Annotated in this window: 20 protein-coding genes and 1 tRNA gene; 6 read left to right on the top strand and 15 right to left on the bottom strand. The window is 44.3% G+C overall.

What is annotated here, in order from left to right; all coding sequences use genetic code 11:
• The first annotated feature begins 12 nt into the window (after positions 1-12).
• Entirely contained in the window at positions 13-1,041 is a 1,029-nt protein-coding gene (ribD, locus tag DQN70_RS07705; RefSeq protein ID WP_023940252.1) for a bifunctional diaminohydroxyphosphoribosylaminopyrimidine deaminase/5-amino-6-(5-phosphoribosylamino)uracil reductase RibD, read from the top strand.
• 357 nt (positions 1,042-1,398) lie between these two features.
• Here ribD and DQN70_RS07700 read toward each other — a convergent pair.
• Both DQN70_RS07700 and DQN70_RS07695 read right to left on the bottom strand, forming a co-directional pair.
• Positions 1,399-1,471, bottom strand: a tRNA-Lys gene (locus DQN70_RS07700).
• Positions 1,472-1,624: 153 nt separating this feature from the next.
• Positions 1,625-3,040: an ATP-dependent DNA helicase gene (locus DQN70_RS07695; RefSeq protein ID WP_023940254.1), complete on the bottom strand. Its 1,416-nt coding sequence runs from the start codon at positions 3,038-3,040 to the stop codon at positions 1,625-1,627.
• Positions 3,041-3,134: 94 nt separating this feature from the next.
• Here DQN70_RS07695 and DQN70_RS07690 point away from each other — a divergent pair, with 94 nt between their 5' ends.
• Genes DQN70_RS07690 through mnmA form a run of 5 tightly spaced genes read left to right on the top strand, consistent with a single transcriptional unit; the run spans position 3,135 to position 8,112 of the window.
• Entirely contained in the window at positions 3,135-3,773 is a 639-nt protein-coding gene (locus tag DQN70_RS07690; protein WP_023937588.1) for a hypothetical protein, read from the top strand.
• Positions 3,773-4,570, top strand: a complete 798-nt coding sequence (locus tag DQN70_RS07685) for a DUF3822 family protein (protein ID WP_023940256.1) — start codon at positions 3,773-3,775, stop codon at positions 4,568-4,570. Before DQN70_RS07690 ends, DQN70_RS07685 begins: the two co-directional genes overlap by 1 nt.
• A gap of 3 nt (positions 4,571-4,573) precedes the next feature.
• A complete protein-coding gene (locus DQN70_RS07680) occupies positions 4,574-5,131 on the top strand; it encodes an RsmD family RNA methyltransferase (RefSeq protein WP_036888690.1) in 558 nt (185 codons plus the stop codon).
• A 14-nt stretch (positions 5,132-5,145) separates the two neighbouring features.
• Entirely contained in the window at positions 5,146-6,942 is a 1,797-nt protein-coding gene (gene argS / locus DQN70_RS07675) for an arginine--tRNA ligase (RefSeq protein ID WP_394341831.1), read from the top strand.
• 6 nt (positions 6,943-6,948) lie between these two features.
• Positions 6,949-8,112, top strand: coding sequence for a tRNA 2-thiouridine(34) synthase MnmA (gene mnmA / locus DQN70_RS07670; RefSeq protein ID WP_023937592.1), 1,164 nt, complete (start codon positions 6,949-6,951; stop codon positions 8,110-8,112).
• Positions 8,113-8,208: 96 nt separating this feature from the next.
• Here the strand turns inward: mnmA and DQN70_RS07665 are convergent, their stop codons facing one another.
• The 13 genes from DQN70_RS07665 to kdd form a co-directional block, all read right to left on the bottom strand.
• Positions 8,209-9,123 carry an outer membrane beta-barrel protein gene (locus tag DQN70_RS07665; RefSeq protein ID WP_023940260.1) on the bottom strand — a complete coding sequence of 305 codons (915 nt, stop codon included), beginning with the start codon at positions 9,121-9,123 and terminating at the stop codon, positions 8,209-8,211.
• A gap of 43 nt (positions 9,124-9,166) precedes the next feature.
• Positions 9,167-9,526: a hypothetical protein gene (locus DQN70_RS07660; RefSeq protein ID WP_143742817.1), complete on the bottom strand. Its 360-nt coding sequence runs from the start codon at positions 9,524-9,526 to the stop codon at positions 9,167-9,169.
• 180 nt (positions 9,527-9,706) lie between these two features.
• Positions 9,707-10,213, bottom strand: coding sequence for a hypothetical protein (locus DQN70_RS07655; protein WP_023937595.1), 507 nt, complete (start codon positions 10,211-10,213; stop codon positions 9,707-9,709).
• A 20-nt stretch (positions 10,214-10,233) separates the two neighbouring features.
• Positions 10,234-10,734, bottom strand: coding sequence for an RNA polymerase sigma factor (locus DQN70_RS07650; RefSeq protein WP_023937596.1), 501 nt, complete (start codon positions 10,732-10,734; stop codon positions 10,234-10,236).
• A 790-nt stretch (positions 10,735-11,524) separates the two neighbouring features.
• Positions 11,525-13,063, bottom strand: coding sequence for a YifB family Mg chelatase-like AAA ATPase (locus tag DQN70_RS07645; protein WP_023940274.1), 1,539 nt, complete (start codon positions 13,061-13,063; stop codon positions 11,525-11,527).
• A gap of 20 nt (positions 13,064-13,083) precedes the next feature.
• Entirely contained in the window at positions 13,084-13,788 is a 705-nt protein-coding gene (locus DQN70_RS07640) for a hypothetical protein (RefSeq protein WP_036888694.1), read from the bottom strand.
• 101 nt (positions 13,789-13,889) lie between these two features.
• Positions 13,890-14,471, bottom strand: a complete 582-nt coding sequence (locus DQN70_RS07635) for a M15 family metallopeptidase (RefSeq protein ID WP_052115635.1) — start codon at positions 14,469-14,471, stop codon at positions 13,890-13,892.
• Positions 14,472-14,643: 172 nt separating this feature from the next.
• On the bottom strand, positions 14,644-14,907 hold the full coding sequence (locus DQN70_RS07630) for a DUF4834 family protein (protein WP_036888695.1): 264 nt from the start codon (positions 14,905-14,907) through the stop codon (positions 14,644-14,646).
• A 10-nt stretch (positions 14,908-14,917) separates the two neighbouring features.
• Positions 14,918-15,691: a CDP-alcohol phosphatidyltransferase family protein gene (locus tag DQN70_RS07625; RefSeq protein WP_023937606.1), complete on the bottom strand. Its 774-nt coding sequence runs from the start codon at positions 15,689-15,691 to the stop codon at positions 14,918-14,920.
• Between the two features lie 34 nt (positions 15,692-15,725).
• On the bottom strand, positions 15,726-16,400 hold the full coding sequence (locus DQN70_RS07620; RefSeq protein WP_023937608.1) for a phosphatidylserine decarboxylase family protein: 675 nt from the start codon (positions 16,398-16,400) through the stop codon (positions 15,726-15,728).
• 186 nt (positions 16,401-16,586) lie between these two features.
• Complete coding sequence (locus DQN70_RS07615; protein WP_036888846.1) at positions 16,587-18,437, bottom strand: AMP-dependent synthetase/ligase; 1,851 nt, start codon at positions 18,435-18,437, stop codon at positions 16,587-16,589.
• Positions 18,438-18,645: 208 nt separating this feature from the next.
• Positions 18,646-19,884, bottom strand: coding sequence for a lysine 2,3-aminomutase (gene kamA, locus DQN70_RS07610; RefSeq protein ID WP_023940281.1), 1,239 nt, complete (start codon positions 19,882-19,884; stop codon positions 18,646-18,648).
• Between the two features lie 220 nt (positions 19,885-20,104).
• Complete coding sequence (gene kdd / locus DQN70_RS07605) at positions 20,105-21,145, bottom strand: L-erythro-3,5-diaminohexanoate dehydrogenase (protein ID WP_023937615.1); 1,041 nt, start codon at positions 21,143-21,145, stop codon at positions 20,105-20,107.
• Positions 21,146-21,169 lie beyond the last annotated feature (24 nt).

The raw sequence follows: 21,169 nt of genomic DNA, 5'->3' as shown, positions 1-21,169 counted from the left end.
AAAAGTAGCAATATGAGTACAAAACGGCAGTTTATGCGTCGAGCACTGGATTTGGCTCGGTTAGCTGAGAGTTGTACTGCTCCCAATCCGATGGTGGGAGCTGTGGTAGTGGATGAGAGAGATGGTCGGATATTAGGTGAAGGGTACCATCACCGAGCCGGAGAACCGCATGCTGAGGTTTTGGCAATTCGTGCTGCTTCCGGAAAAGATTTGACACATAGTACTTTATATGTTACTCTGGAGCCATGTTCGCACTATGGAAAAACTCCACCTTGTGCCGATTTGATTATTGAGCAGGGAATTCCGAGGGTGATTATTGCCATGCAAGATCCTTTCCCAAAGGTCTCCGGACGAGGAATAGAAAAGTTGCGTCGGGCAGGGATCGAGGTAGAGATTGGTTTGATGCAAAAAGAAGCAGAGAGCCTCAATCGGGCTTTTCTAACAGCTGTATGCAAGCAGCGCCCTTACATCACTCTCAAGTGGGCCGAGACAGCTGATGGGTACATAGATCGGTTGCGCTATCAACCTGATGAACCCGCCTTGCAAATCAGTAGCCCGTGGAGGCAACGGATGGTGCATAAGTTGCGGTCACAGCATGATGCTATTTTGGTAGGAGGGAATACATTGAGGATGGATAATCCTAAACTGAATAACCGTCTTTGGTGGGGGCCTTCTCCACAAGCTATCGTATTGTCTCGGTCGGCTCGTATCCCCATAGACTGCTTTTTAAGGGAGCAGTCTCGCCTGGCAACTTCATCTCATAAGCCTCTCATAGCTATTTGCTCTGCTCAGGCAGATCAGCAGGATTTGCTTTCCCTTGAAAAAGATAGAGTAGACTTGATCCTGTATGGAGACTCAAACTTACCTCTGGCTGATATTTTGAGACAGTTATGTGAGCGAGGCATTCACAGCCTTTTGGTAGAAGGAGGACGCCAAGTTCTTGACCTATTTATTAAGGAAAGGTTATTTGATCGAATTGAGAGAGAAAAAGGGAGGGAATACCTCGGTCAAGAAGGGATCAAAGCTCCGAATTTGCCTTAGTGTAGTGCGCTTCTCTCAGAAAGAGATCATTGCACAAAGCAATACTTGTTGTGTCGTTAATTGGCCTTCGGGTCTGGTTGCATGCCCGAAGGCATACTTCTTTTGCCGTTCATTGTCTATGTTTGTCATTACGGGGTTCTGCAGGTTTGACTCAAAGTTTGCCGAAACAGTCTCTTTGTAGCTTGTGCAGAGGTTTCAGGATGTGATTAGTGATTGTTGTCTCATCACAAAATAGATTCATTTGGACGAGTCTCCAAAGAGAAAGGAGAGCAGAGAAAAGAGGAATGATTGTGTAATAGCGTCGGGAGAGGATTTGAGTAACAAAAAAAGGGGCGACAAGCCCCTTCACTCTGTCTGTGAACCGCCTGGGGTTCGAACCCAGGACCCCATCCTTAAAAGGGATGTGCTCTACCTACTGAGCTAGCGATTCAACCAAAAGCCGTGTGAGATAACGTGCCTTCCCAGGTCGATATTGCTCTCACAAGCGGTGCAAAGGTAAGTGAATATTTTGAATATGCAAATCTTGCACTTTGCACATTCCAGTATCAAGTGAAAAAACGGGATTCGGAGAAGTCATTGTGTTTTAAGAATGAGAAATCATAGACTCCGGCGTGTTCACGAAAAAAACTTCTTGTGTAGCTCTTGTCAATGCCGTATATAGCCAGCGCAACAGGCTGTTGTCTCTCTCCATTAAGCTTACGAGTCCCATATCAATAAAGATACATGGCCATTGTCCTCCTTGGGCTTTGTGACAGGTGAGTGCATAGGCATATTTCACCTCAAGAGCTTGCCAGTAAGGATTTTTGCGTACCAACTCTCGGCATTTGACCACAGAGGCTTCTTCTTGATAGTCGGCCAAGACGTTTTGGTAGAACGCTTCTCGCTCTCCCTGTGTCATATGTGCACTTTCGGTAGCAAGGGTATCGAGTAGTAGCATTACAGTCAGTTCACTGTCTCTATCCTCCAGATAGATATCTGCTTCTACAAATCTTTTTTCGTACAGTTCGTGATATTTCCCCAGTCGTCGGATTTCTACGATTTCTCCATTCGCTAAAAAATCAGTCTTGTCTCGGTTTTGAGCGTATGCATAATTATTCCGCACGACAACCAATCTATCTCCTCTCACAAGTTCTTCTTCAAGATCCAGTACCTGAGCACGAATACCCAGATTGTAGGCTAAAGCTCGTTTGTTGGAATAACAAACAACGAGTACGTCTTCTCGTCCGTATCGCCGATAGGCCGAATCGATCGACTCTATTAGCTCAGCTCCTCCGATGAAGTGAGTGTCTGCATAGCAGTTGTGCAGCAGTATTTGTTCTCCATTATCTAGTAGATCCCTCAGTAACGTGGCATTGGCTAAGATCCCGGACTCTTGCTTTTGCCGAATTACATCGGTGAGAGAGGCACTGTAGATGTGTAATCCGTATAGATCTGTCAGAAGGTTTGTGTCAAGAGCCGGTGATATATTGGAGCCAACGGGAGGCAACTGTGCTGTGTCTCCCACCAGAATCAGTTTGGCTGTATCAGTTCCGATTACGTATGCCAGCAGATCAGTCAATAAGTCTCCACTTCCAAAAAGCCCCGAGTTACTTCCTTCTTGTCCTATCATGGAAGCTTCATCTACCACATAGAGGCTACCGGAACGCCCTTCTTTAACTAGAGAGAAAGATCCTCCTTCCTCAAGCATGGCAGCAGAAGATTTGTATATGATCCTATGAATCGTATAAGCATCGCGTTTTGCTCTTGTGCTCAAGATCTTGGCCGCACGACCGGTGGGTGCCATTAAGCAAATAGCAATACCGGATATAGAGAGGGTCTGTACAATGCTGGAGACCAAACTTGTCTTACCCGTACCAGCATAGCCGGAAAGCACGAAAACCGAGTAAGGAGATGGGTCGGCAAGAAAGTGAGTAAAGATATCTATAGCGGAGAGTTGCGACACCGTGGGAGTGAAAGGCATATTTCCAACGATTTGTTCGGACAGAGAATGCGCTATCATACTAAAATCATATATTTGCAGTTGCTAAGTTAGTCTTATCTCAAGAATAGGGCTACCCCAGCCATAGACAGAAATAATCAATCAAAGATAACCAATGAACAAGCTGATCAAAGTATTAGTAGGTATCGCAGCCTTGGTAATGATTTACCTCACTGTAATGAGCATCCTTACCCCGGTGCAATTTGACAAGAAGCAGAAAGAGCGTGAAGTACTTATCCAAAAGCAATTGAAGGGTATTGCCACTTTGCAACAGGCTTATGAGGGTATATTTGGAAAGTATGCCGATGCTGCACATTTGCGTTGGTTCTTCCAAGAAGGCCGTATCTACTATATCAACGCCGAAGGTGAGTACACCGATGATATGCGAGACAAAGGTCTGAGTGAGCGTGAGGCTGCACGGCAGGGTCTGCTGCGCCGTGATACAGTCTGGGTACCTGTGATAGATACGTTGCTCGTAGGTAGTGGCATTACTCCTGACAATTTGCTTGATGTACCGGGTTCTTCGGACAAGAAAATTACTATTGAGACCGGTAGTATCAATCAAGAAGTAGGGAATGATACAATCGCTGTTCCTGTATATAGAGCTTATGTGAAGTTTGTAGATTACTTGGGAGATATGGATCATGTAATCCTCCAGCAGAAGATTCGCGCTTCGGAAGAGCGAGTGAAAGGCTTTCCCGGATTGGTTATAGGTTCTCTCGAAGAAGTCAAGAATACGGGTAACTGGGAATAATGTCCCTACTTGCTCGTTTCCCATCTCTGCTCAGAGCCGAGACGGCAGAGCAATATAGTGTGTCCATCCGCTTAAGAGTGGGTGGACTCGCTTTTGTGTTATATAGCAGGGATACCGGAGAGCTGGTCTATTCCGATGAATACTCTCTGCAGTCAGGATTCCCAAGCTATAAATCGGCAGTGGAGGACCTGTATTTTCGTTATCCTTTCTTGAGCTATCCTTATCATTCAGTTCGGGTTTTGTATGAGCCATTGGTTTATACCCTTGTGCCGGCCGACCTCTATCAGGAGGGTAGTGCTGCTCTGTGGCTACGGCCCATTGCTGATGAATATTCGGTAGGTAGGGCTGAGGATTGGGAAGTGTATACCAGTGAACTCCCTGATAAGCAGAAATTGCTGGTTTCTGCTGCCGATAAATCCCTATTGCAATTTCTTCGTCGCTCCATGCTTGTTGTGGAGCCCGAGGCTTTTCTTTCTCCTTTTATCTCTGAACAGGGACTTTTGGCACGCAAATATGGGCGAAAATTATTGAGTATGATTTTGCGCCCGACAGCTCTGGACTGCCTTCTATTTGAAGAGGGAGAGTTGATCTTTGCCAATTCATTCCCTCTCTCTTTGAGCTTGACAGAATCGGCCGAAGAGTTGCTTTATTATGTGATGTTGCTGTGGCGTAATTATAATTGCAGTCAAAGTGAGGACCGATTGTTCATTCATCCGGATGAGCAAGCTTTACAGGCGACAGCCTGCCGCTTGGAGCAATTATTGGAGAAGTTTATCAGCAAGATTAACTTGGGCTGACTTATGCGTATTATCTCGGGTTTATACAAACATCGCCGGTTTGATGTGCCAAATACATTTAAAGCTAGGCCGACTACTGATTTTGCCAAAGAGAATTTGTTCAATGTGTTATCTAATACCGTTGATTTTGAGGGTATAACAGCTTTGGATCTTTTTAGCGGAACGGGAAGTATTGCTTTTGAACTCATTTCTCGTGGGGCAGATCGGGTGGTTGCGATTGAAGAACGGAAAGAGCATGCCCGATTTATAGCTTCTGTAGCCGAAAAACTAAATTGTCGGGACCAACTCAAATTGGTTGTGGGTGATGCTTTGCGATACATCTCTAAGCGATCCTTTTCAGAGGTTTTCGACTTGATATTTGCTGATCCTCCTTATGCTTTGGAGCAATTACCTTCTATCCCGATCAAGATATTTGAGGCCGGTCTCTTGAAGCCGGATGGGGTGCTGGTTTTAGAACATCCTGGCAACTATTCTTTTCGAGAAATGCCTCAGTTTACGGCTCATCGTAAATACGGATCAGTCAACTTTTCTTTCTTCTCTCCTTCAGTTATTTCAGATTAAATATTCGAACCATGATAAAGATCAATGATATTCTCATTTCCAAGATAAGTGATGCCGTAGAAGCTCTCTATGGTGTACGTCCGGCTGCTGATTTATTGCAGCTTCAAAAAACAAGACGAGAGTTTACTGGTCACCTCACTTTGGTTGCTTTCCCTCTTCTCAAGATTTCTCGTAAGAATCCTCAGCTGACAGCCGAAGAAATTGGCAGTTACCTTTTGAAGAATGCTTCGGATGTAGTTGTTGCCTGTGAGGTGGTGAAAGGCTTTCTAAATCTGACTATTGCATCTCGACTTTGGTTAGCTCTCCTATCCGATATTTTAGCTTCGGAGAGATACGGTCATAAGCGGGTTACAGACCAATCTCCTCTTGTAATGATCGAATACTCATCTCCCAACACAAACAAACCATTGCATCTGGGTCATGTAAGGAATAACTTGCTTGGGTATAGCTTATCTCGGATCCTTGAGGCAGCCGGTTATCGCGTTGTTAAGACCAATATAGTGAATGATAGAGGCATACATATTTGTAAGTCGATGTTGGCTTGGCAGAAGTGGGGTGGGGGTTGTACTCCGCAGTCTTCCGGTATCAAAGGGGATCATTTGGTCGGTGATTTCTATGTGCTGTTCGATAAGCATTACAAGGCCGAGGTTGCCACATTGATGGAGCAAGGTTTGACCAAAGAACAGGCCGAAGTAGAATCCCCTCTGATGCAGGAGGCTCGTCAAATGTTGCGCTTGTGGGAAGCTGGCAATACCGAGGTGAGAGCTCTTTGGGAGAAAATGAACAACTGGGTGTATACGGGCTTCAATGAAACTTATAAAAGATTAGGGGTCGATTTCGACAAGATTTATTACGAGAGTGATACCTACTTGCGAGGAAAAGAAGAAGTATTGAGAGGTTTGGCCGAGAATCTTTTTGTGAAAGATCCTGATGGATCCGTTTGGGCAGATCTCACATGTGATGGTCTCGATCGAAAGATCTTGTTGCGAGCAGATGGAACCTCCGTCTACATGACTCAGGATATAGGTACAGCCAAGATGCGTTTTGCGGATTACCCTATCGACAAGATGATATATGTGGTGGGCAATGAACAAGACTATCACTTCAAGGTCTTGAGTATCCTTCTGGACAAATTGGGCTTTGCTTTTGGCAAGGGGCTAGTGCATTTTAGCTATGGTATGGTAGAACTTCCAGAAGGGAAGATGAAGAGTCGTGAGGGTACTGTGGTGGATGCTGACGATCTTATGGATGAAATGGTTGCAGCTGCAGCCTCTATTGCACAAGAGATGGGCAAAGGGGCTGAGATGGAACCCAAAGAAGCCACCGAGGTAGCACGTCGTGTTGGTTTGGGGGCCTTGAAATATTTTATTCTCAAGGTTGACCCACGTAAGAATATGACTTTTAACCCTAAAGAAAGCATCGACTTTAACGGCAATACAGCCTCGTTTATCCAATATGCGTACGCACGTGTCCGCTCACTCACAGTCAAAGCCAAAGAACAGGGCTTGGCTGTAGAAGGTCCCCTTCCTGCAGATCTTATTCTTTCGCCTAAGGAAGAGAGTTTGATACAAATGCTTAGTGAATATCCAGAAGTCTTGTCTGAGGCAGCCAAGAACTATAGCCCTGCTCTCATTGCGAATTATTGCTACGATTTGGTGAAAGAATACAATCAGTTCTATCACGACTCTCCGGTACTCAAGGAGGAAAACTCTCAATTGCGTTTCCTACGCTTGGAGTTAAGTCGCTCATTTGCCTCTATCCTCAAGCAGGCAATGGGATTGCTTGGTATTGAGATGCCAGAACGTATGTAGGAAGTTATGACTGATTTGCAGGAAATACTCGCACGGCACCAAGGTCGTGTACCCTCTGTAGCTGCTTTGGTCAGCGGAGGGGTTGATAGCTCAGTGGTAGTTCATCGACTGGTAGAGGCTGGTTTCAAGCCCCATATCTTCTATATCCGTATTGGTATGCAGGACGAAGATGGCTTTGTCGATTGTCCTGCGGAGGAGGATATTGAGCTAACTACTCTGCTTGCTCGCAAGTATGGATTGCCTATGGATGTTGTTTCTCTGCATCAGGAGTACTGGGAGAAAGTCGTTTCCTATACGATAGATACAGTCAAAAGAGGGTTGACCCCCAACCCCGACGTCATGTGCAACAAACTGATCAAATTTGGTTGTTTCGAGGAAAAATGGGGGCATCATTTTGATTATATTGCCACCGGACACTATGCTACCACGACCTATATAGATGATTGCTGCTATCTCTCCACGGCTAAGGATCCCATTAAAGATCAAACAGATTTTTTGGCTCAGATCAACTTTGCCCAAGTCTCCAAACTACTTTTTCCCATTGGCCACTTGATGAAGTCAGAAGTACGAGATATAGCTGAGGCAGCTCGCATTCCATCGGCCAAGCGAAGGGATAGTCAAGGGATCTGTTTTTTAGGGAAGGTGAATTACAATGATTTCATTCGTCGCTATCTGGGAGAGAAACCTGGGCGTATTATTGATCGGGAGACAGGTAAGACAATAGGCACACACCGAGGTTATTGGTTTCATACTATAGGTCAGCGTAAAGGGTTGGGACTGAGTGGAGGCCCTTGGTTTGTCGTAAAAAAGGATACCAAGCGCAATATCATTTTGGTGAGTCGAGGATATGATCCAGCAGATCAGTATGGGCGAGAGATTGATATGGCTCAGTTCGATTTTATCAGCGGATCTGCAAACCTCTGGCCGGATTTTTCTATACAGCAACTTAGACAGGGTATTTTTTCTTCGTTGGCACCAGTGTGTATCAGTTTTAAGATTCGTCATACACCGGAGTTTATCGGGGGGACTCTATCCCCTTTGGGAGATCATGGCTTTCGCATTAAAAGCGATGAACCTGTGCAAGGCATAGCTCCCGGGCAATACGGAGTGGTGTATGACTTGGACCACAGACTCTGTCTTGGTAGTGGTATGATTACGGCTGGCAGGTAGGGGATATAGGAAGTAGACCTGCAAAAAAAGCCAAGAATTACCCTCAAATCGAGTAACCCTTGGCCGGAAAGCTATGAAAATTAAGGAGTTTTATTCTTATAGATTTAGGAAAGCTCCCACTGACAATATATTGTTGCTGGGACCATACCCATTCCTGAAGGTCGGTGTCAAATCATAGGTGCCGTAGAAGCCTATATTTCCGTGTGAAACTTGTGCTCTTAGACCCACGCCTACCGTGTTTAGGAATAAGTCTGATCCTAATTTGGTGTATCCGTTCTGGCCTCTATGCCAAACTTTGGAGCTGGAAGCTGTGCGAATTTTTAGTTCGGGACCAAAATCAATACCGAAATTCAGGTATTCTCCGGTACGATAGCGTATCATGATTGGGAAAGTAAGATAGGTGATATGTAGGCGGCTAGTTTTGTATTTTTCTCCTTCAGGAGCAGGAAGTAAGACTGTCTTATCTTGTTGCTGATGGTAGGCATAGTCCTTGTCCATGTGGATTGAGTTGAACTCGATGTTCGCCCCAGGTTTGAATACCCAGTGTTTGCTTAGAGGCATTGATATTGAAGCCAAACCTATGGTATAACGCAAGGATGCGGCATTGAGCAAATGCTCTTTCCCGTCTCCGAGTAAGATGGCAGCTCCCAAACCAAATCCTCCTGCCGAGAAAACTTTGCTCATGTAGCGAGGTTTTTCTTTTCTTTTTTTATGTCGTACCGGCTTTTCCAGAGAGATTCGTAATGTCCCCAGTATGGAGCTGGTATAGTGTTGTTCCATACTGCGTCCGTTCAGGTACACTCCTTTGAAGATCTGTTTGTTCTCAAAACTTTTTCCAGATGGATCTGTCGAGAACATTTGCACGTTGATATTTTTTTTGTCCTCCTTGACCACAATAGTACGATTGCCCATCCGGAGCGTATCGACAGAAGATTGAGCTTCAGCCGAGACACCCGAGACGGACAGAAGTAAGCTCAAGGAAAGCAATGAAAGTACTGGTTTAGTTTTCATGATGATATTATTTTTCTTTGGTGTTTGGTTTGTCTTCTTTAGTTCATTCTTCGGCTCTAGATCTTAGTTGCTCTGCCAATTCATCACTTCCTTGTTTGCCAGATAAGGTGATGAGATAGACAGACTGATCTGTACGGAAGACATAGATAAGAAAGCTCTTAAAGCCTTGGCGGTCGATTTCGTATTCATAGTAGCCAGATACCAATCGCCCCTTATCTATTACTTCTTTCACGACTTTTGCTTCTTCTCTGTCGGTGGCAACTGCCTTCTCAATCTTTTTCAGTTGTGAGAGTTTCACCGGACGCAGAGTCAATGTGCGGCAATATCGTGCTCCATACTCGCTCAAAGCAGTCTCTCCTACTTGTACGAAAGTGGCATTTGAGCTTTTACGATATTTCCACATTATTGCTTCAGAAGCTTGTGGGCTCGTTTGCTGTGCAGAAGCGAGTCCAGACCCCAATAGTAGAGCTGTCAATAGAAGAAACAAACTGCAGAAGGCTTGTCTATTCACGGCCTTTTTATGTCTCAATAAGCCGTCGAATAAGGGTTTTATAAGAATCGTGTGCATTGTACTTGTATAGATTTATTTAGGTTGGGTTGGCTTGTTAGGCAAAAGAAAGTCCACAATATCCTGATGTTGAGTGGTTTGAGTTGCGTCAAGGGCTTCAAGAGCCATATGTTCGGCCAAAATGGAGTTGTCTATGTGTTCTCCAGCTACGATCACATAACTGTGACCAAAATCATTGAAAGAGTGTTGATTCTTATATTGTGTGATCCCTAATGTAAGGGCGAAAGCTACTACCGCTGCCACCGATGTCCATGAGGCGATTCTTCTAAAAGAAAACAAGTTACGACTTTCGGGGGGAGAGGGTAGAGATTCTGCCAGATCTGTAGCTTCTACTTCTTGAGCTACCAAGGTGGGAGCTAGTGTAAATAAAGTACTAAGATATTGATGCCTCGGATCTACCGAATCAGAAGAGAAATAGAGTCTCAATCGATCTTCTTCCTTCTTGTTGGTACGTCCCTCGAGATATTTCTCAATTAAGGGTTGCATCTCCGAATACTGGATATGAGCTATATTTTTTTGCATCCTAGTTTCTTTATCTTCTTTTAATTGTTTACACCTGCACGCAATAAATTCTCCTTTAATTTCCTTCTGGCTCGGGAAAGATTGTTGTAGACGGTCTCTACACCAGATCCTATGATTTGGGCAATCTCTTCGGCTTCGTACCCTTGTACTTCTTTCAGAAAGAAGGTCATTCGCTGCAGTTTGGGTAGCATTGCGATTGCCTGACGAAGCTGTTGCCCCAGTTCATTTTGTTCTAAAGCTGTTTCTGTTGTAGTTGGACTTACTAAGTCTGACATATCATCGCAGATGCTTATTCTCTGTTGCTTACGCAGGCTATCTATGGCTTTATTCTTGATCATGACTGATGCCAAAGCTTCTATATTGTTGTAATGTGCCAGTCTTTCTTTGCTGAGCCAAAGTCGAAGCAATACCTCCTGTACCAGATCTTTGGCCTCGTCTTCATCTCCAGCTATGGACCGGGCTATACGCTCCAGTTTTGAGGAGAGACAGACCACTTTGTCTATGAATTCTTGCTTCTGCATACACTCATAAGACGATTATTTCTCGCAAATCTATCATCTCTCAAGATTTTATTTGATGCATTCTCTTCAGACTCTACCTTAGCGTGAGTTGTGTGGCTTGTTTTTTCTTAGGTAACCTATTCTCTATCAGCCTATTTCAATAACGAAAGATCTGTCCATGACGAAAGAAACTCCAAAAGCCATTGAGCAATCGATCAAAAGCTTTATTGCTTTTTGCCGAAAGCTTAGTTGCTTTTGCCTGAAAGCTTAGTTGCTTTTGCCTGAAAGCTTAGTTGCTTTTGCCTGAAAGCTTAGTTGCTTTTGCCCGAAAGCTTAATTGCTTTTCGGAGAAAGCTTAGTTGCTTTTTTGAGAAAGCTTTATTGCTTTTGCCCGAAAGCTTAATTGCTTTTGTCCGAAAGCTTAGCTGCTTTTACCTGAAAGCTTTATTGCTTTTCGGAGAAAGCTTAGCTGCTTTCGATGTGCTCATTAGATGCTTCCTGGAAAAGATGCCGAGCGATCGACAAAAAAGATACCGAGTAATCGAGAGAATTGAGTGCTTATCGAAATAATAAGCGAGGCACCATTTGCCAATACTTTCTTGCTTAAATGCCTCTTTAAGGGGTGAGTAAATAGATAAGAGAACTATTTTACTTATATCCAGCCTTGTACGTAGTATCCAAATGCTATACAAGGCTTTTTCAATGAGAAGATTTCTTTTGACCTATTGGATAATGGGTAGAGTAAAAGTGTTTGGTTATATCAATTCAAAAAGAGAGAGGATGATGAGAGTTGAGTGAGTAGTAAGTGTAATTATTGTCCCCAATTTGAACGGTCTAAATTTCTGTATCCTATGGCCTCGGCAATATGTGCAGATTTTACTTCATTGGAATTTTCTAAGTCGGCTATTGTCCGGGCTACTCGTAAGATACGATCATAGGCTCTGGCTGATAGACCAAAGCGCTCCATTACCAGCTTTAGTTTCTGTAGACTTTCACTGTCTAGCTGAACATACTTGCGTACTTGAGAAGAACTCATTTGGGCATTGCAATAAGTGTCGGGGATTTTCTCAAAACGTTCCTCTTGTCTTTTGCGGGCATTTAATACTCGATCTCGGATGTTTTCACTTGTTTCTGCCGGTTGGTTATTGGAGATTTCTTCGAATGGCACAGGTACGATTTCTACTTGTATATCGATCCTATCCAGCAATGGACCTGAGATACGTCCCAAATAGCGTTGGATAGCATGGGGCGAGCAGGAGCATTCTCTTGAGGGATGATTGTAATAGCCACAAGGGCAAGGATTCATTGCGGCGACCAGCATGAAAGAGGCTGGGTATTCCACCGTATATTTAGCTCTGGCAATGGTGATATTACGATCCTCCAAAGGTTGGCGCATGACTTCCAATACGGCCCTATTATATTCTGCCAATTCATCGAGGAAAAGGACCCCATTGTGTGCTAAACTGATCTCTCCGGGTTGCGGGTTGCTCCCCCCACCTACGAGTGCTACAGGGGAAATAGTATGGTGCGGAGCTCTGAACGGACGCATAGTCATTAGTGTAGTGTTGGCTTCCAATTTCCCTGATACACTGTAGATCATCGTTGTCTCCAATGACTCGGACAAATTCAAAGGGGGGAGTATACTGGGTATGCGTTTGGCCATCATTGACTTGCCACTACCAGGACTGCCAACCATAAGTACATTGTGCCCGCCTGCTGCAGCGACTTCCAGAGCTCTTTTTACATGAGCTTGTCCTCGAACATCCGCGAAGTCTATATCATATTTTCTTTGTCCTTTGTAGAATTCTTTTCTCGTATCTACTTCGACTAACTCCAGCCCTTCTCCTTCGGAGACAAAACGGCATACGTCTTTCAAGCTGTCAGCTGCATACACTTTTAGCTTATTTACAACAGCTGCTTCTTGTGCATTGGCTCGAGGTACAATCAGGTATCGATAACCCTCCTTACGTGCTAATAAGGCAATTGGTAGAGCTCCTTTAATGGGTTTGAGAGTACCATCCAAACCTAATTCTCCCATCAACATCATATGTGATAAACCTTCTCCGGGAAGTTGCTCAGAAGCGGCAAGGATACCTATTGCCAGAGGGAGATCGTAGGCGGCTCCTTCTTTGCGAAGATCAGCCGGACTCATGTTGACTATGACATTTTCATCCGTAAATCTGTATCCGGAGGTTTCTATTGCACTTTTGATCCGCTCATGGCTCTCTCGCACAGCTGTATCAGGCAGCCCAACGAGTTGAAACCATGATCCTCTGGTAATATTAACCTCTATTGTGACAGTGGCAGCATGTATACTTTGTAGTGCAGCAGCATAGGTTTTGATCAACATAATAGTCTGAAAATAGATTGTTACAAGTATATACGCCGAGCTTTATTTGTGGTGTCGATACTTACTAAAGCCGGTAAATGCCTGATCTCGAAACGTTGGATTATACGCATTGTTTGATCCTTAATGTCGGAGCAAACGGATCCTTTGTCTAATGCCCACTTTTTGACCGAAGCTTTTGCAATACTATCAGAGGGAGTAAGGATACAGGAGAGAAAATAATCTGGTTTCTTCAAGAGAGCCTGTTTTTCTTGTAGCCGTTTGAGTTGTATTGAGTCAAAGACCTGATCAGGTAGACTGACAAGAATTTCTAGGGCCAAACTGTCTGTTTTTATGTATTGTCCTCCTAATGTCCGTACACTCAGATCCAAGGAATCGATTTCAAGGACATCATGATTGATACCTGCTTCATTGGTTATGGTCTGTTCTTGCCAAGAGGTCTGTGGATAGAAGTTGTATAGGCGAAATTGCCGTCCGTGGTTATAGGAAACTACGAGAGAACGAAAGATAGAAGTATCAGGTTTAGTTTCCCAATCCAGTTTGCCATCTTTGGCATACAGACTGTCGGTATGAGTAGTGGAATTCCCATGCCAACGAAGAACTACCAAACTATCAGTGAGTTGATCTATGGAGAGATGCAGACAGTTGGAGTGACGGTGGCAAGAGATGTGCAATACACAGAGTAATAAGCCTGACAAACACCAGGACAATAAAGTCTTTCTCATCATGCTAAACGATTCTGATTCGGGAAGATATTGATCTTGTATGGATTTTATGCTGAGTTGTTTTTGTAGATGGAGGCATCTGGAGGGGAATCTATTTGGGAAGATTAGAAGTCAAGTAATCTATATCTCATTCTTACTTCTTTCATTGAAATCCGTTCTTCGTAGTGCCACCATTCTCTTTTGTAAGGGCGTAAGCCTACTTGTTCCATTATTCGCTTGAGTAGAGCCCTATTTCTGACAGCTTCAGCTGAAATCAACCCCTTCCTGCTTAGAAAAACTTCCCGTCCTACATGGGCTTCTATTCCGAAGTGATCAAAAGAGGTACCCATGTCGATAGGCTGACCTTGCGCGTTGGCTATGGTCAGATCTACAGCTACACCATAGTTGTGCCGACCTCCACGTTTACCATTGGCCACATAGACCTTGAGTGGAGTGTCTGCCACCAGACTGTACATATACTTTTGGACACTAAGAGGTCGAGCTGCATCGTAGATGAGCAGGTGAAATCCAGGTTTTGATCGAGAAAGTAGGGCTTGAGCTTTAGCAATTCGTCGTGCGAATCCAGGCTCAAGGTACGCTTTGCCTATTGACCCATACATATTGGTTTTTGCAAAGTTGTCGCAGCTGGCATATTTTAAGTCGACTAATATCCTACTATCTAGCTGTTGGACATCAATTAAGCCCATTTGTTGCATCCGAATGGATAGGCTATCATCAATACTGATCTCCGACTCCTTTTTAGCAATTTTTTGAGGAGATTCGGTCGCCCTCAGCACAGCTGGGAACAAAGAAAACAATAGTACCAGAAGTACGGTCAATAGAGTTCTTAAATGGAAAGAGACTTGTATTGAGTCTCGGTTATTTGACATCTTCGAAATCGACATACTCACCTTCTCCTTTGTCGAATCGTTTTTTGTCTATTTCTTTGAGATCTACCTTCTTCTTAATCGTAGATCCAGACATTTCACTCTGTTTTTTTCCTTTCCTTTCTTGTTGCGCTTGTTGTTGCCCAAACATATTGTTCAGATGTTTTATGGCTCGCCCAGAGAGCCATCTCCAGATTAAGGGCCTCAGTAGATAGAGGAGGAAAAAAAGGACAATAGCAACAAGAAGAAATTCCATTTTGAGGGTATCAACAGTTAGAAGACATTTTCTTGCTTAGCTTGTGATAAGCCAAAGAGAGCAGGATATAGCAAATAATCGCAAGGGAAAGCCCTCCAATTCCAAGGATCCCGATCAGCAGAAGGGATATGATTACGAGAGAGTATCGATACTCATTATCTTTCCATCTCAGATGTTTAACCTTGAATGAGAACATTGGTATTTTGGATACCATTAGGTAGGACATAAGGATGAGTAGTAGATAAAGAAAGACTGGCATTAGGTCGGGAAGGAATGCGGTGATGTGATATTGATTGCTGTCCAATGCAATAAACCCAATCCAGAATAGGGCATTGGCTGGTACAGGTAACCCTATAAAAGAGCTGTGTTGCCTTTTGTCATTGTTGAACTTAGCCAACCTGATGGCTGCAAATACAGCCAGCAAGAAAGCAGGAGAAGCTAATGCGACAGCAATTGCGGGGTGAGCCACAATATCGAATAATCCTAGATCCTTGCCTTGTAGATCCACACTTGTGTGTAGCGAAAAGTGCGCGAAGACGTGTACCGCAGGGGCTAAGCCGAAGCTAATCACATCAGCCAGAGAGTCCAAATCTGCTCCAATTGCAGAACTTGCGTGCAGTAGCCGAGCTGCCATACCGTCCAGCAGATCAAAAAGAGCAGCTAGTGCAATGAATACCACTGCCCAGCCGGGAGAGGCATAGACCAAATCTGCTATGATGGCTGCACAACCTGATAGCAGATTTAAGCAAGTAATGCTGTTAGGGATATGCTTGATGATATTCATGAACTCGGAAAATGTATATCAAAGAAATATCTAATTAGGCATTTTGGGGTAGATAAGCAATGACAGTCTGATTCCCTACCACTGGCTGATCCATTTGCACCTTCACTTGGGAGCCTAGTGGCAGATAGAGGTCTACGCGAGACCCGAATTTGATAAATCCTAAGTGTTGATCAGGATTGCAGTTGTCTCCTGGTTCCCCATATGTGACAATACGTCTGGCCAATGCTCCAGCTATTTGCCGTACCAATAGGCGGTAGTTGCCATGAAGAGTACGGATTACAACACTTGAACGTTCATTCTCAGTACTGCTTTTCGGTAGATAGGCGGCCATAAAGCGACCTTCGTGGTGAGAGACGTACTCTACGATGCCGTGGCAAGGAAACCAGTTTGCATGCACATTGAAAACAGACATGAATATGGAAACCTGCAAACGACGTTCTCCCAATATTTCTACCTCTTCCACTTCTTCTATGGCCACGATGCGACCATCTGCAGGAGCTATGATTGCATGCTGATCAGCAATACAAGGGCAGACTCGCTTAGGTTGCCGGAAGAAGTTCAGCACCAGTAGATAAAACAATACACAAAAAACAAGCACGATCCCAAAGAGCCATCCCGCTCCAGTGAAACTGTACATACTTATGTTGATGGCCAACAGTACGACTCCGAGAGCTGACAGCAGACCAATTCCTTCCTTATTTACTTTCATGATTCAGTACACAAACACGTGTTACTCGGTAAATCTGAAACCCTAATACAAGCGCAAAATTACTTCTTTTTTACTGATGTCCGATACCACATATATCGCTAACCCGGAGCCTATTGGCAATCATTGCTAAGCCCCTCCTGATTAGGTAAGAGAAATCACAAAGGATTTTGTCTTACATATACAAATCTAATACGGGCGACCATCTGGTCCTACAATGGGAGCATCTACATACATTGCCGCAATTTCTTTGGCAAAATGTTCTAACACAACTTTTCTCTTAAGCTTGAGCGTGTTGGTCAATTCTCCCCGTTCTATTGAGAATGGTTCTTCAAGAAGGGTAATTCGTTTTACTTTTTCAAATTGGGCCAGAGATGATTGTACACTCTCTATGTGAGACATTACAATACGCTGCACTTCATGTTCCTCCTTAAGTTCAGCATTAGTCTTGCCATCTACCTCCATTCCTCTCTTTCGCACTTCTTCTCTCAACTTATCCCAATTGGGGTAAATGAGGGCACTTACAAATTTGTAACAGTCTCCTATGATTGCGACTTGTTCTACTATGGGGTGAGTAGCAAGTAGTCCTTCAATTGCTTGTGGTGCAATGTACTTTCCATTGGCTGTTTTGTATAGATCTTTGATACGTTCTTCGAAGAAGAGAGTGCGACCTTCCAGCCTTCCAGCATCCCCGGTGCGAAACCAACCGTCTTCTGTAAAGGCTTCTGCATTAGCCTTTGGATTGTTGTAATACCCTTTAGTAACGGCATGACCTTTCAGAAGTATTTCTCTTGTTTCTGGGTCTATTTTTACATCCATGCCAGGTATTACCTCACCAATGGATTCCAGAACAAATCCTTTTTCTGGATAGCATGATACGGTGGCGCAACTCTCACTCAAGCCATAGCCCACTATAATGGGGAAACCTACTGACTGCAAAAAGCGATTTACTTCCAATGAAAGAGGTGCTCCGGCCGTGGGGCAGAGACGGATTCGTTGCAGTCCAACTTTGGTTCGTAACAGCTTGTAGAGGGTGTGACTGTAGAATTGGTAAGCCAACGATAGAAGGACTGGTGGCTTCTTTTTGAGGTTTGTTGTATAGTCAAGCTTGTAGCGTTTCCCGATCAATATGGCGTGCCGGAATATTCGCTGCATCATGACTGGTGAAGAAGCGATTTTCTCATTTACTCCTTGATAAATCTTTTCCCAAAAACGAGGAACATTACACATCAGTGTTGGTCGGATTTGAGGCAGTGCTGTAAGTATCTTTTTGGGATCGGAAAGAATGGCGACTCTGGCTTGTATAGAGAGACAGAAATAGGTCCATGCCTTTTCGAATATATGGCTTAATGGAAGGAAGCTGATACTCGTATCCTTGTGTCCGAGTGTTGGGAAAATTTCTTGATGTACTCTAACTTGCCACATGATAGCCGAATGGGCTATTGTCACTCCCTTAGGATTGCCTGTAGTCCCACTTGTGTATATAATTGTCGCCAAGTCCGATTCGAGAGCTTGGGCACTGCGTACTTTAGCTACTGTTTCGTTGGGCATCGAGTCACCTCGTCTGACAAATTCATCGAAGTACAAAGAGCTACTGTCTGCCGGATTCTTTGCCACATTCCTGTCGAAGATAACAATCATACGAATGCCGGCTCCAGACTGTTGTACTTTGAATGCGTTGTTGTATTGAAACTGTTCGCCTACAAACAAGAGTTCTATACCAGCATCTCTCACTACAAAGTCTATTTGTTCTGGAGAGGAGGTTGCATAAAGAGGTACACTGATGGCACGCATCATGAAGATACCCAACTCAGCCCAGAGGTAGTAACGCATATTTTGGGAGTAAATCCCAACCCTGGCGTGTTCCTCTATTCCCACTTCGGCTAAGGCTTTGGCAACACCGAGTGTCATATCACTCATTTTTTGCCAATTCACTTTTTGCCATTGATCAGATTCTGCATCGTGATATAATAAGGCAGTGCGTGTTGGATTTTTTTCAGCTAAGCGAAGGGGTAGTTCTGCTAAATGGTATATCTCCATAGTTAAGCTATTTTTCGATCGGGCATAAAGATAACACTTTGCTGGAGGATTCGTTTCTCCGTTTCTTTTTTCGATGAAGAATTGATGCAAAGAGATACTGTGTGTAGATGGTTGGATGTTCTTTTCACGAAAATGCCTCACAAATCGTATTGATCGACTTGTGAGGCTGTTTTCTTTTCTTCTCCTGCATTCAGGGAAAGAGAGGGGATTATTTGTTTCGTTCGTGACGTGCAAGTTCTTTGGGTTCAATTGCCAATTTTTGACCGGCAAGTAAAGCTGCAACCCCTTCTTTTTGCTTTTGTTTACAATCAGGGCAGTGACATTCTTCCTTGTACTCCTCTGGCTCAGTGTAGGTGGTGATCACTCCTTCGTAATTGCGCAGTACAACTCTGTGTGGCCCTTGAGATACAACATAGTTTGGCATTACGGGGATCTTTCCTCCTCCTCCCGGTGCATCTACAACAAAAGTGGGTACTGCGTACCCGGAGGTATGTCCTCTGAGATTTTCAATGATCTCAATACCTTTCGACACCGGTGTGCGGAAGTGTCCGATACCTTGCGAAAGGTCACATACATAAATGTAGTAGGGACGTACACGTATTTTCACCAGCTCGTGAACAAGCCTTTTCATTACGGTTGTGCAGTCATTGATGCCACGAAGCAGCACCGACTGATTGCCCAATGGAACACCGGCGTTGGCGAGTCTTTCGCAGGCAGCTTTACTCTCCGGAGTAACTTCGTTGGGATGGTTGAAGTGCGTGTTGAGCCATATAGGGTGGTATTTAGACAGCATTTGCACCAATTCCGGGGTGATACGCTGAGGCAATACCACCGGAGTACGCGAACCTATTCGTATGATCTCTACGTGAGGAATTTCCCTAAGTCTGGAAATGATGTACTCCAATCTTTTATCGCTCACAAGCAATGCATCGCCACCGGAGAGCAAGACATCTCTCACTTGTGGAGTGCGAGCGATGTACTCTATACATTTATCTATGCGTTCTGTGGGTGAAGCATCGTCTTTTTGTCCAGCAAAGCGTCTGCGAGTACAGTGACGGCAGTACATCGAACACATGTCCGTGATCAAGAAGAGCACTCTATCTGGGTAACGATGGGTTAGTCCTGGTACGGGTGAGTCTTCGTCTTCATGTAAGGGGTCAAGAAGGTCTGCCTCAGAGCGAATTAGTTCTTGTGCTGTAGGAATGGCCTGTTTTCGCACAGGGTCGTGCGGATCTTCAGGGTCGATGAGGCTGAGGTAATATGGAGTGATAGCCATGCGGAGAGTCTTGAGGGACTCACGCACACCGTCTTCTTCTTCAGGAGTCAGACAAACATACTTTTTCAGTTCGTCCAGTGTCTCTATACGATTGCGTACTTGCCAGTGCCAGTCATTCCAGTCTTCTTCTGACACGTGGGGGAAATAGTACTGCTTTCTACTTTCGGTCATGAGTAAGTTGATTTTATTTATGATAAATCAAGTGAGTTATCCCGGAGGCAGAGTCAGTGAGAGCCCGGCCGAGATATTTCGTTTGAGCCCGGCTCTTCTCTGCACAAACATACGATGTATCCGACTTGCAGTCGGATACATCGTGCTATTCATATAAAGAGAGTTGAGCATAATTCTCGATTGAAATATTCTTTCTGAATTTCTTTACTGGAGGTACGCCTCAAGCATAAAGGTCAGTAAATATTTTACGCAGCTTTTCGCTCTCACGAAGTTCTTGCAGAGTAATTTCTGCATGTCCCTTAGTGTAACCGTTACCGATAAGCATCTTCACATCGCTACCGACACCCTCGGCTCCAAGCGCAGCTTTGGTAAAGCTCGTAGCCATAGAGAAAAAGTATACGAGCCCGGTATCCTTAGTACAAAGAATACTGGTCATCTCTGTGTCAGGAATGTTCACGTTGTTGATGCAGATGTCACACATTTCTCCGTTGGTGATTTCAGAGATTTTCTCCATCACAGGTACAGGTTGGGTAGCATCAGCAGAGAATACAACATCGGCAAAACCCAGTTCCTGCAGACGCTTGGTGCTGCGTTCGCTATGGCAGAGACCGATCACCTTACCGGTAACGCCAGCACGCTTTTGAGCTTCATAGCAGCAGAGCATGCCACTTTTTCCTCCGGCACCGATCACGAGCACTGTATCTCCAGGCTTTACGAGTTTGGCTGTCTGTGCAGGAGCTCCGGCTACGTCCAATGCAGAAAGAGCAAGGTTTTCGGGCAAATCTTCAGGAATTTTGGCATAGATGCCACTCTCAAAGAGGATTGCTTTGCCATCAATATCTACTTGATCGATGTCAGGACGTATGTCCTTTATTTTATCAATACGTAGGGGGGTCAAGGAGAGAGAAACCAGAGTAGCGATCTTGTCTCCTACTTTTAGGTCTGTTTTGCCAATGAGAGCATCACCGATTTTTTCTACCACACCCAGTAGCATTCCTCCGGATCCAGTTACAGGATTACGATGCTTGCCTTGTTTAGCTACGATGTCCAGCATAATCTCGGCAATCTTGGCTTTGTCGCCACCGGCCTGTTCTTCGATTTGAGTAAAGCTGGCAGAGTCGATATTGAGTGTTTTTACATCGATGAGGATCTCGTTGTCGTAGATCTCATCCATGTTGTTGTCAATCTTATTTGCTGGTTGAGGCAATACGCCTTTTGGTTCGAGTACACGATGTGTACCGTACTTGTTTCCTTTTTTCATTTTTGATCTATGGAATAATTGAGT

The organism is Porphyromonas crevioricanis, from assembly GCF_900476255.1.
Lineage (GTDB): Bacteria > Bacteroidota > Bacteroidia > Bacteroidales > Porphyromonadaceae > Porphyromonas > Porphyromonas crevioricanis.
This window is presented reverse-complemented; position numbering and strand designations above follow the sequence as displayed.

Excerpts from the sequence above, each read along its gene's own strand:
- DQN70_RS07680 (WP_036888690.1), top strand. The coding sequence starts at position 4,574 with ATGCGTATTATCTCGGGTTTATACAAACATCGCCGGTTTGATGTGCCA.
- DQN70_RS07615 (WP_036888846.1), bottom strand. The coding sequence starts at position 18,437 with ATGGAGATATACCATTTAGCAGAACTACCCCTTCGCTTAGCTGAAAAA.
- DQN70_RS07620 (WP_023937608.1), bottom strand. The coding sequence starts at position 16,400 with ATGAAAGTAAATAAGGAAGGAATTGGTCTGCTGTCAGCTCTCGGAGTC.
- DQN70_RS07650 (WP_023937596.1), bottom strand. The coding sequence starts at position 10,734 with ATGCAGAAGCAAGAATTCATAGACAAAGTGGTCTGTCTCTCCTCAAAA.
- DQN70_RS07630 (WP_036888695.1), bottom strand. The coding sequence starts at position 14,907 with ATGGAATTTCTTCTTGTTGCTATTGTCCTTTTTTTCCTCCTCTATCTA.
- ribD (WP_023940252.1), top strand. The coding sequence starts at position 13 with ATGAGTACAAAACGGCAGTTTATGCGTCGAGCACTGGATTTGGCTCGG.
- mnmA (WP_023937592.1), top strand. The coding sequence starts at position 6,949 with ATGACTGATTTGCAGGAAATACTCGCACGGCACCAAGGTCGTGTACCC.
- DQN70_RS07645 (WP_023940274.1), bottom strand. The coding sequence starts at position 13,063 with ATGTTGATCAAAACCTATGCTGCTGCACTACAAAGTATACATGCTGCC.
- DQN70_RS07655 (WP_023937595.1), bottom strand. The coding sequence starts at position 10,213 with ATGCAAAAAAATATAGCTCATATCCAGTATTCGGAGATGCAACCCTTA.
- DQN70_RS07635 (WP_052115635.1), bottom strand. The coding sequence starts at position 14,471 with ATGGGCTTAATTGATGTCCAACAGCTAGATAGTAGGATATTAGTCGAC.
- DQN70_RS07660 (WP_143742817.1), bottom strand. The coding sequence starts at position 9,526 with ATGTGGAAATATCGTAAAAGCTCAAATGCCACTTTCGTACAAGTAGGA.
- kamA (WP_023940281.1), bottom strand. The coding sequence starts at position 19,884 with ATGACCGAAAGTAGAAAGCAGTACTATTTCCCCCACGTGTCAGAAGAA.
- DQN70_RS07665 (WP_023940260.1), bottom strand. The coding sequence starts at position 9,123 with ATGAAAACTAAACCAGTACTTTCATTGCTTTCCTTGAGCTTACTTCTG.
- DQN70_RS07640 (WP_036888694.1), bottom strand. The coding sequence starts at position 13,788 with ATGATGAGAAAGACTTTATTGTCCTGGTGTTTGTCAGGCTTATTACTC.
- DQN70_RS07685 (WP_023940256.1), top strand. The coding sequence starts at position 3,773 with ATGTCCCTACTTGCTCGTTTCCCATCTCTGCTCAGAGCCGAGACGGCA.
- DQN70_RS07625 (WP_023937606.1), bottom strand. The coding sequence starts at position 15,691 with ATGAATATCATCAAGCATATCCCTAACAGCATTACTTGCTTAAATCTG.
- kdd (WP_023937615.1), bottom strand. The coding sequence starts at position 21,145 with ATGAAAAAAGGAAACAAGTACGGTACACATCGTGTACTCGAACCAAAA.
- DQN70_RS07695 (WP_023940254.1), bottom strand. The coding sequence starts at position 3,040 with ATGATAGCGCATTCTCTGTCCGAACAAATCGTTGGAAATATGCCTTTC.
- DQN70_RS07690 (WP_023937588.1), top strand. The coding sequence starts at position 3,135 with ATGAACAAGCTGATCAAAGTATTAGTAGGTATCGCAGCCTTGGTAATG.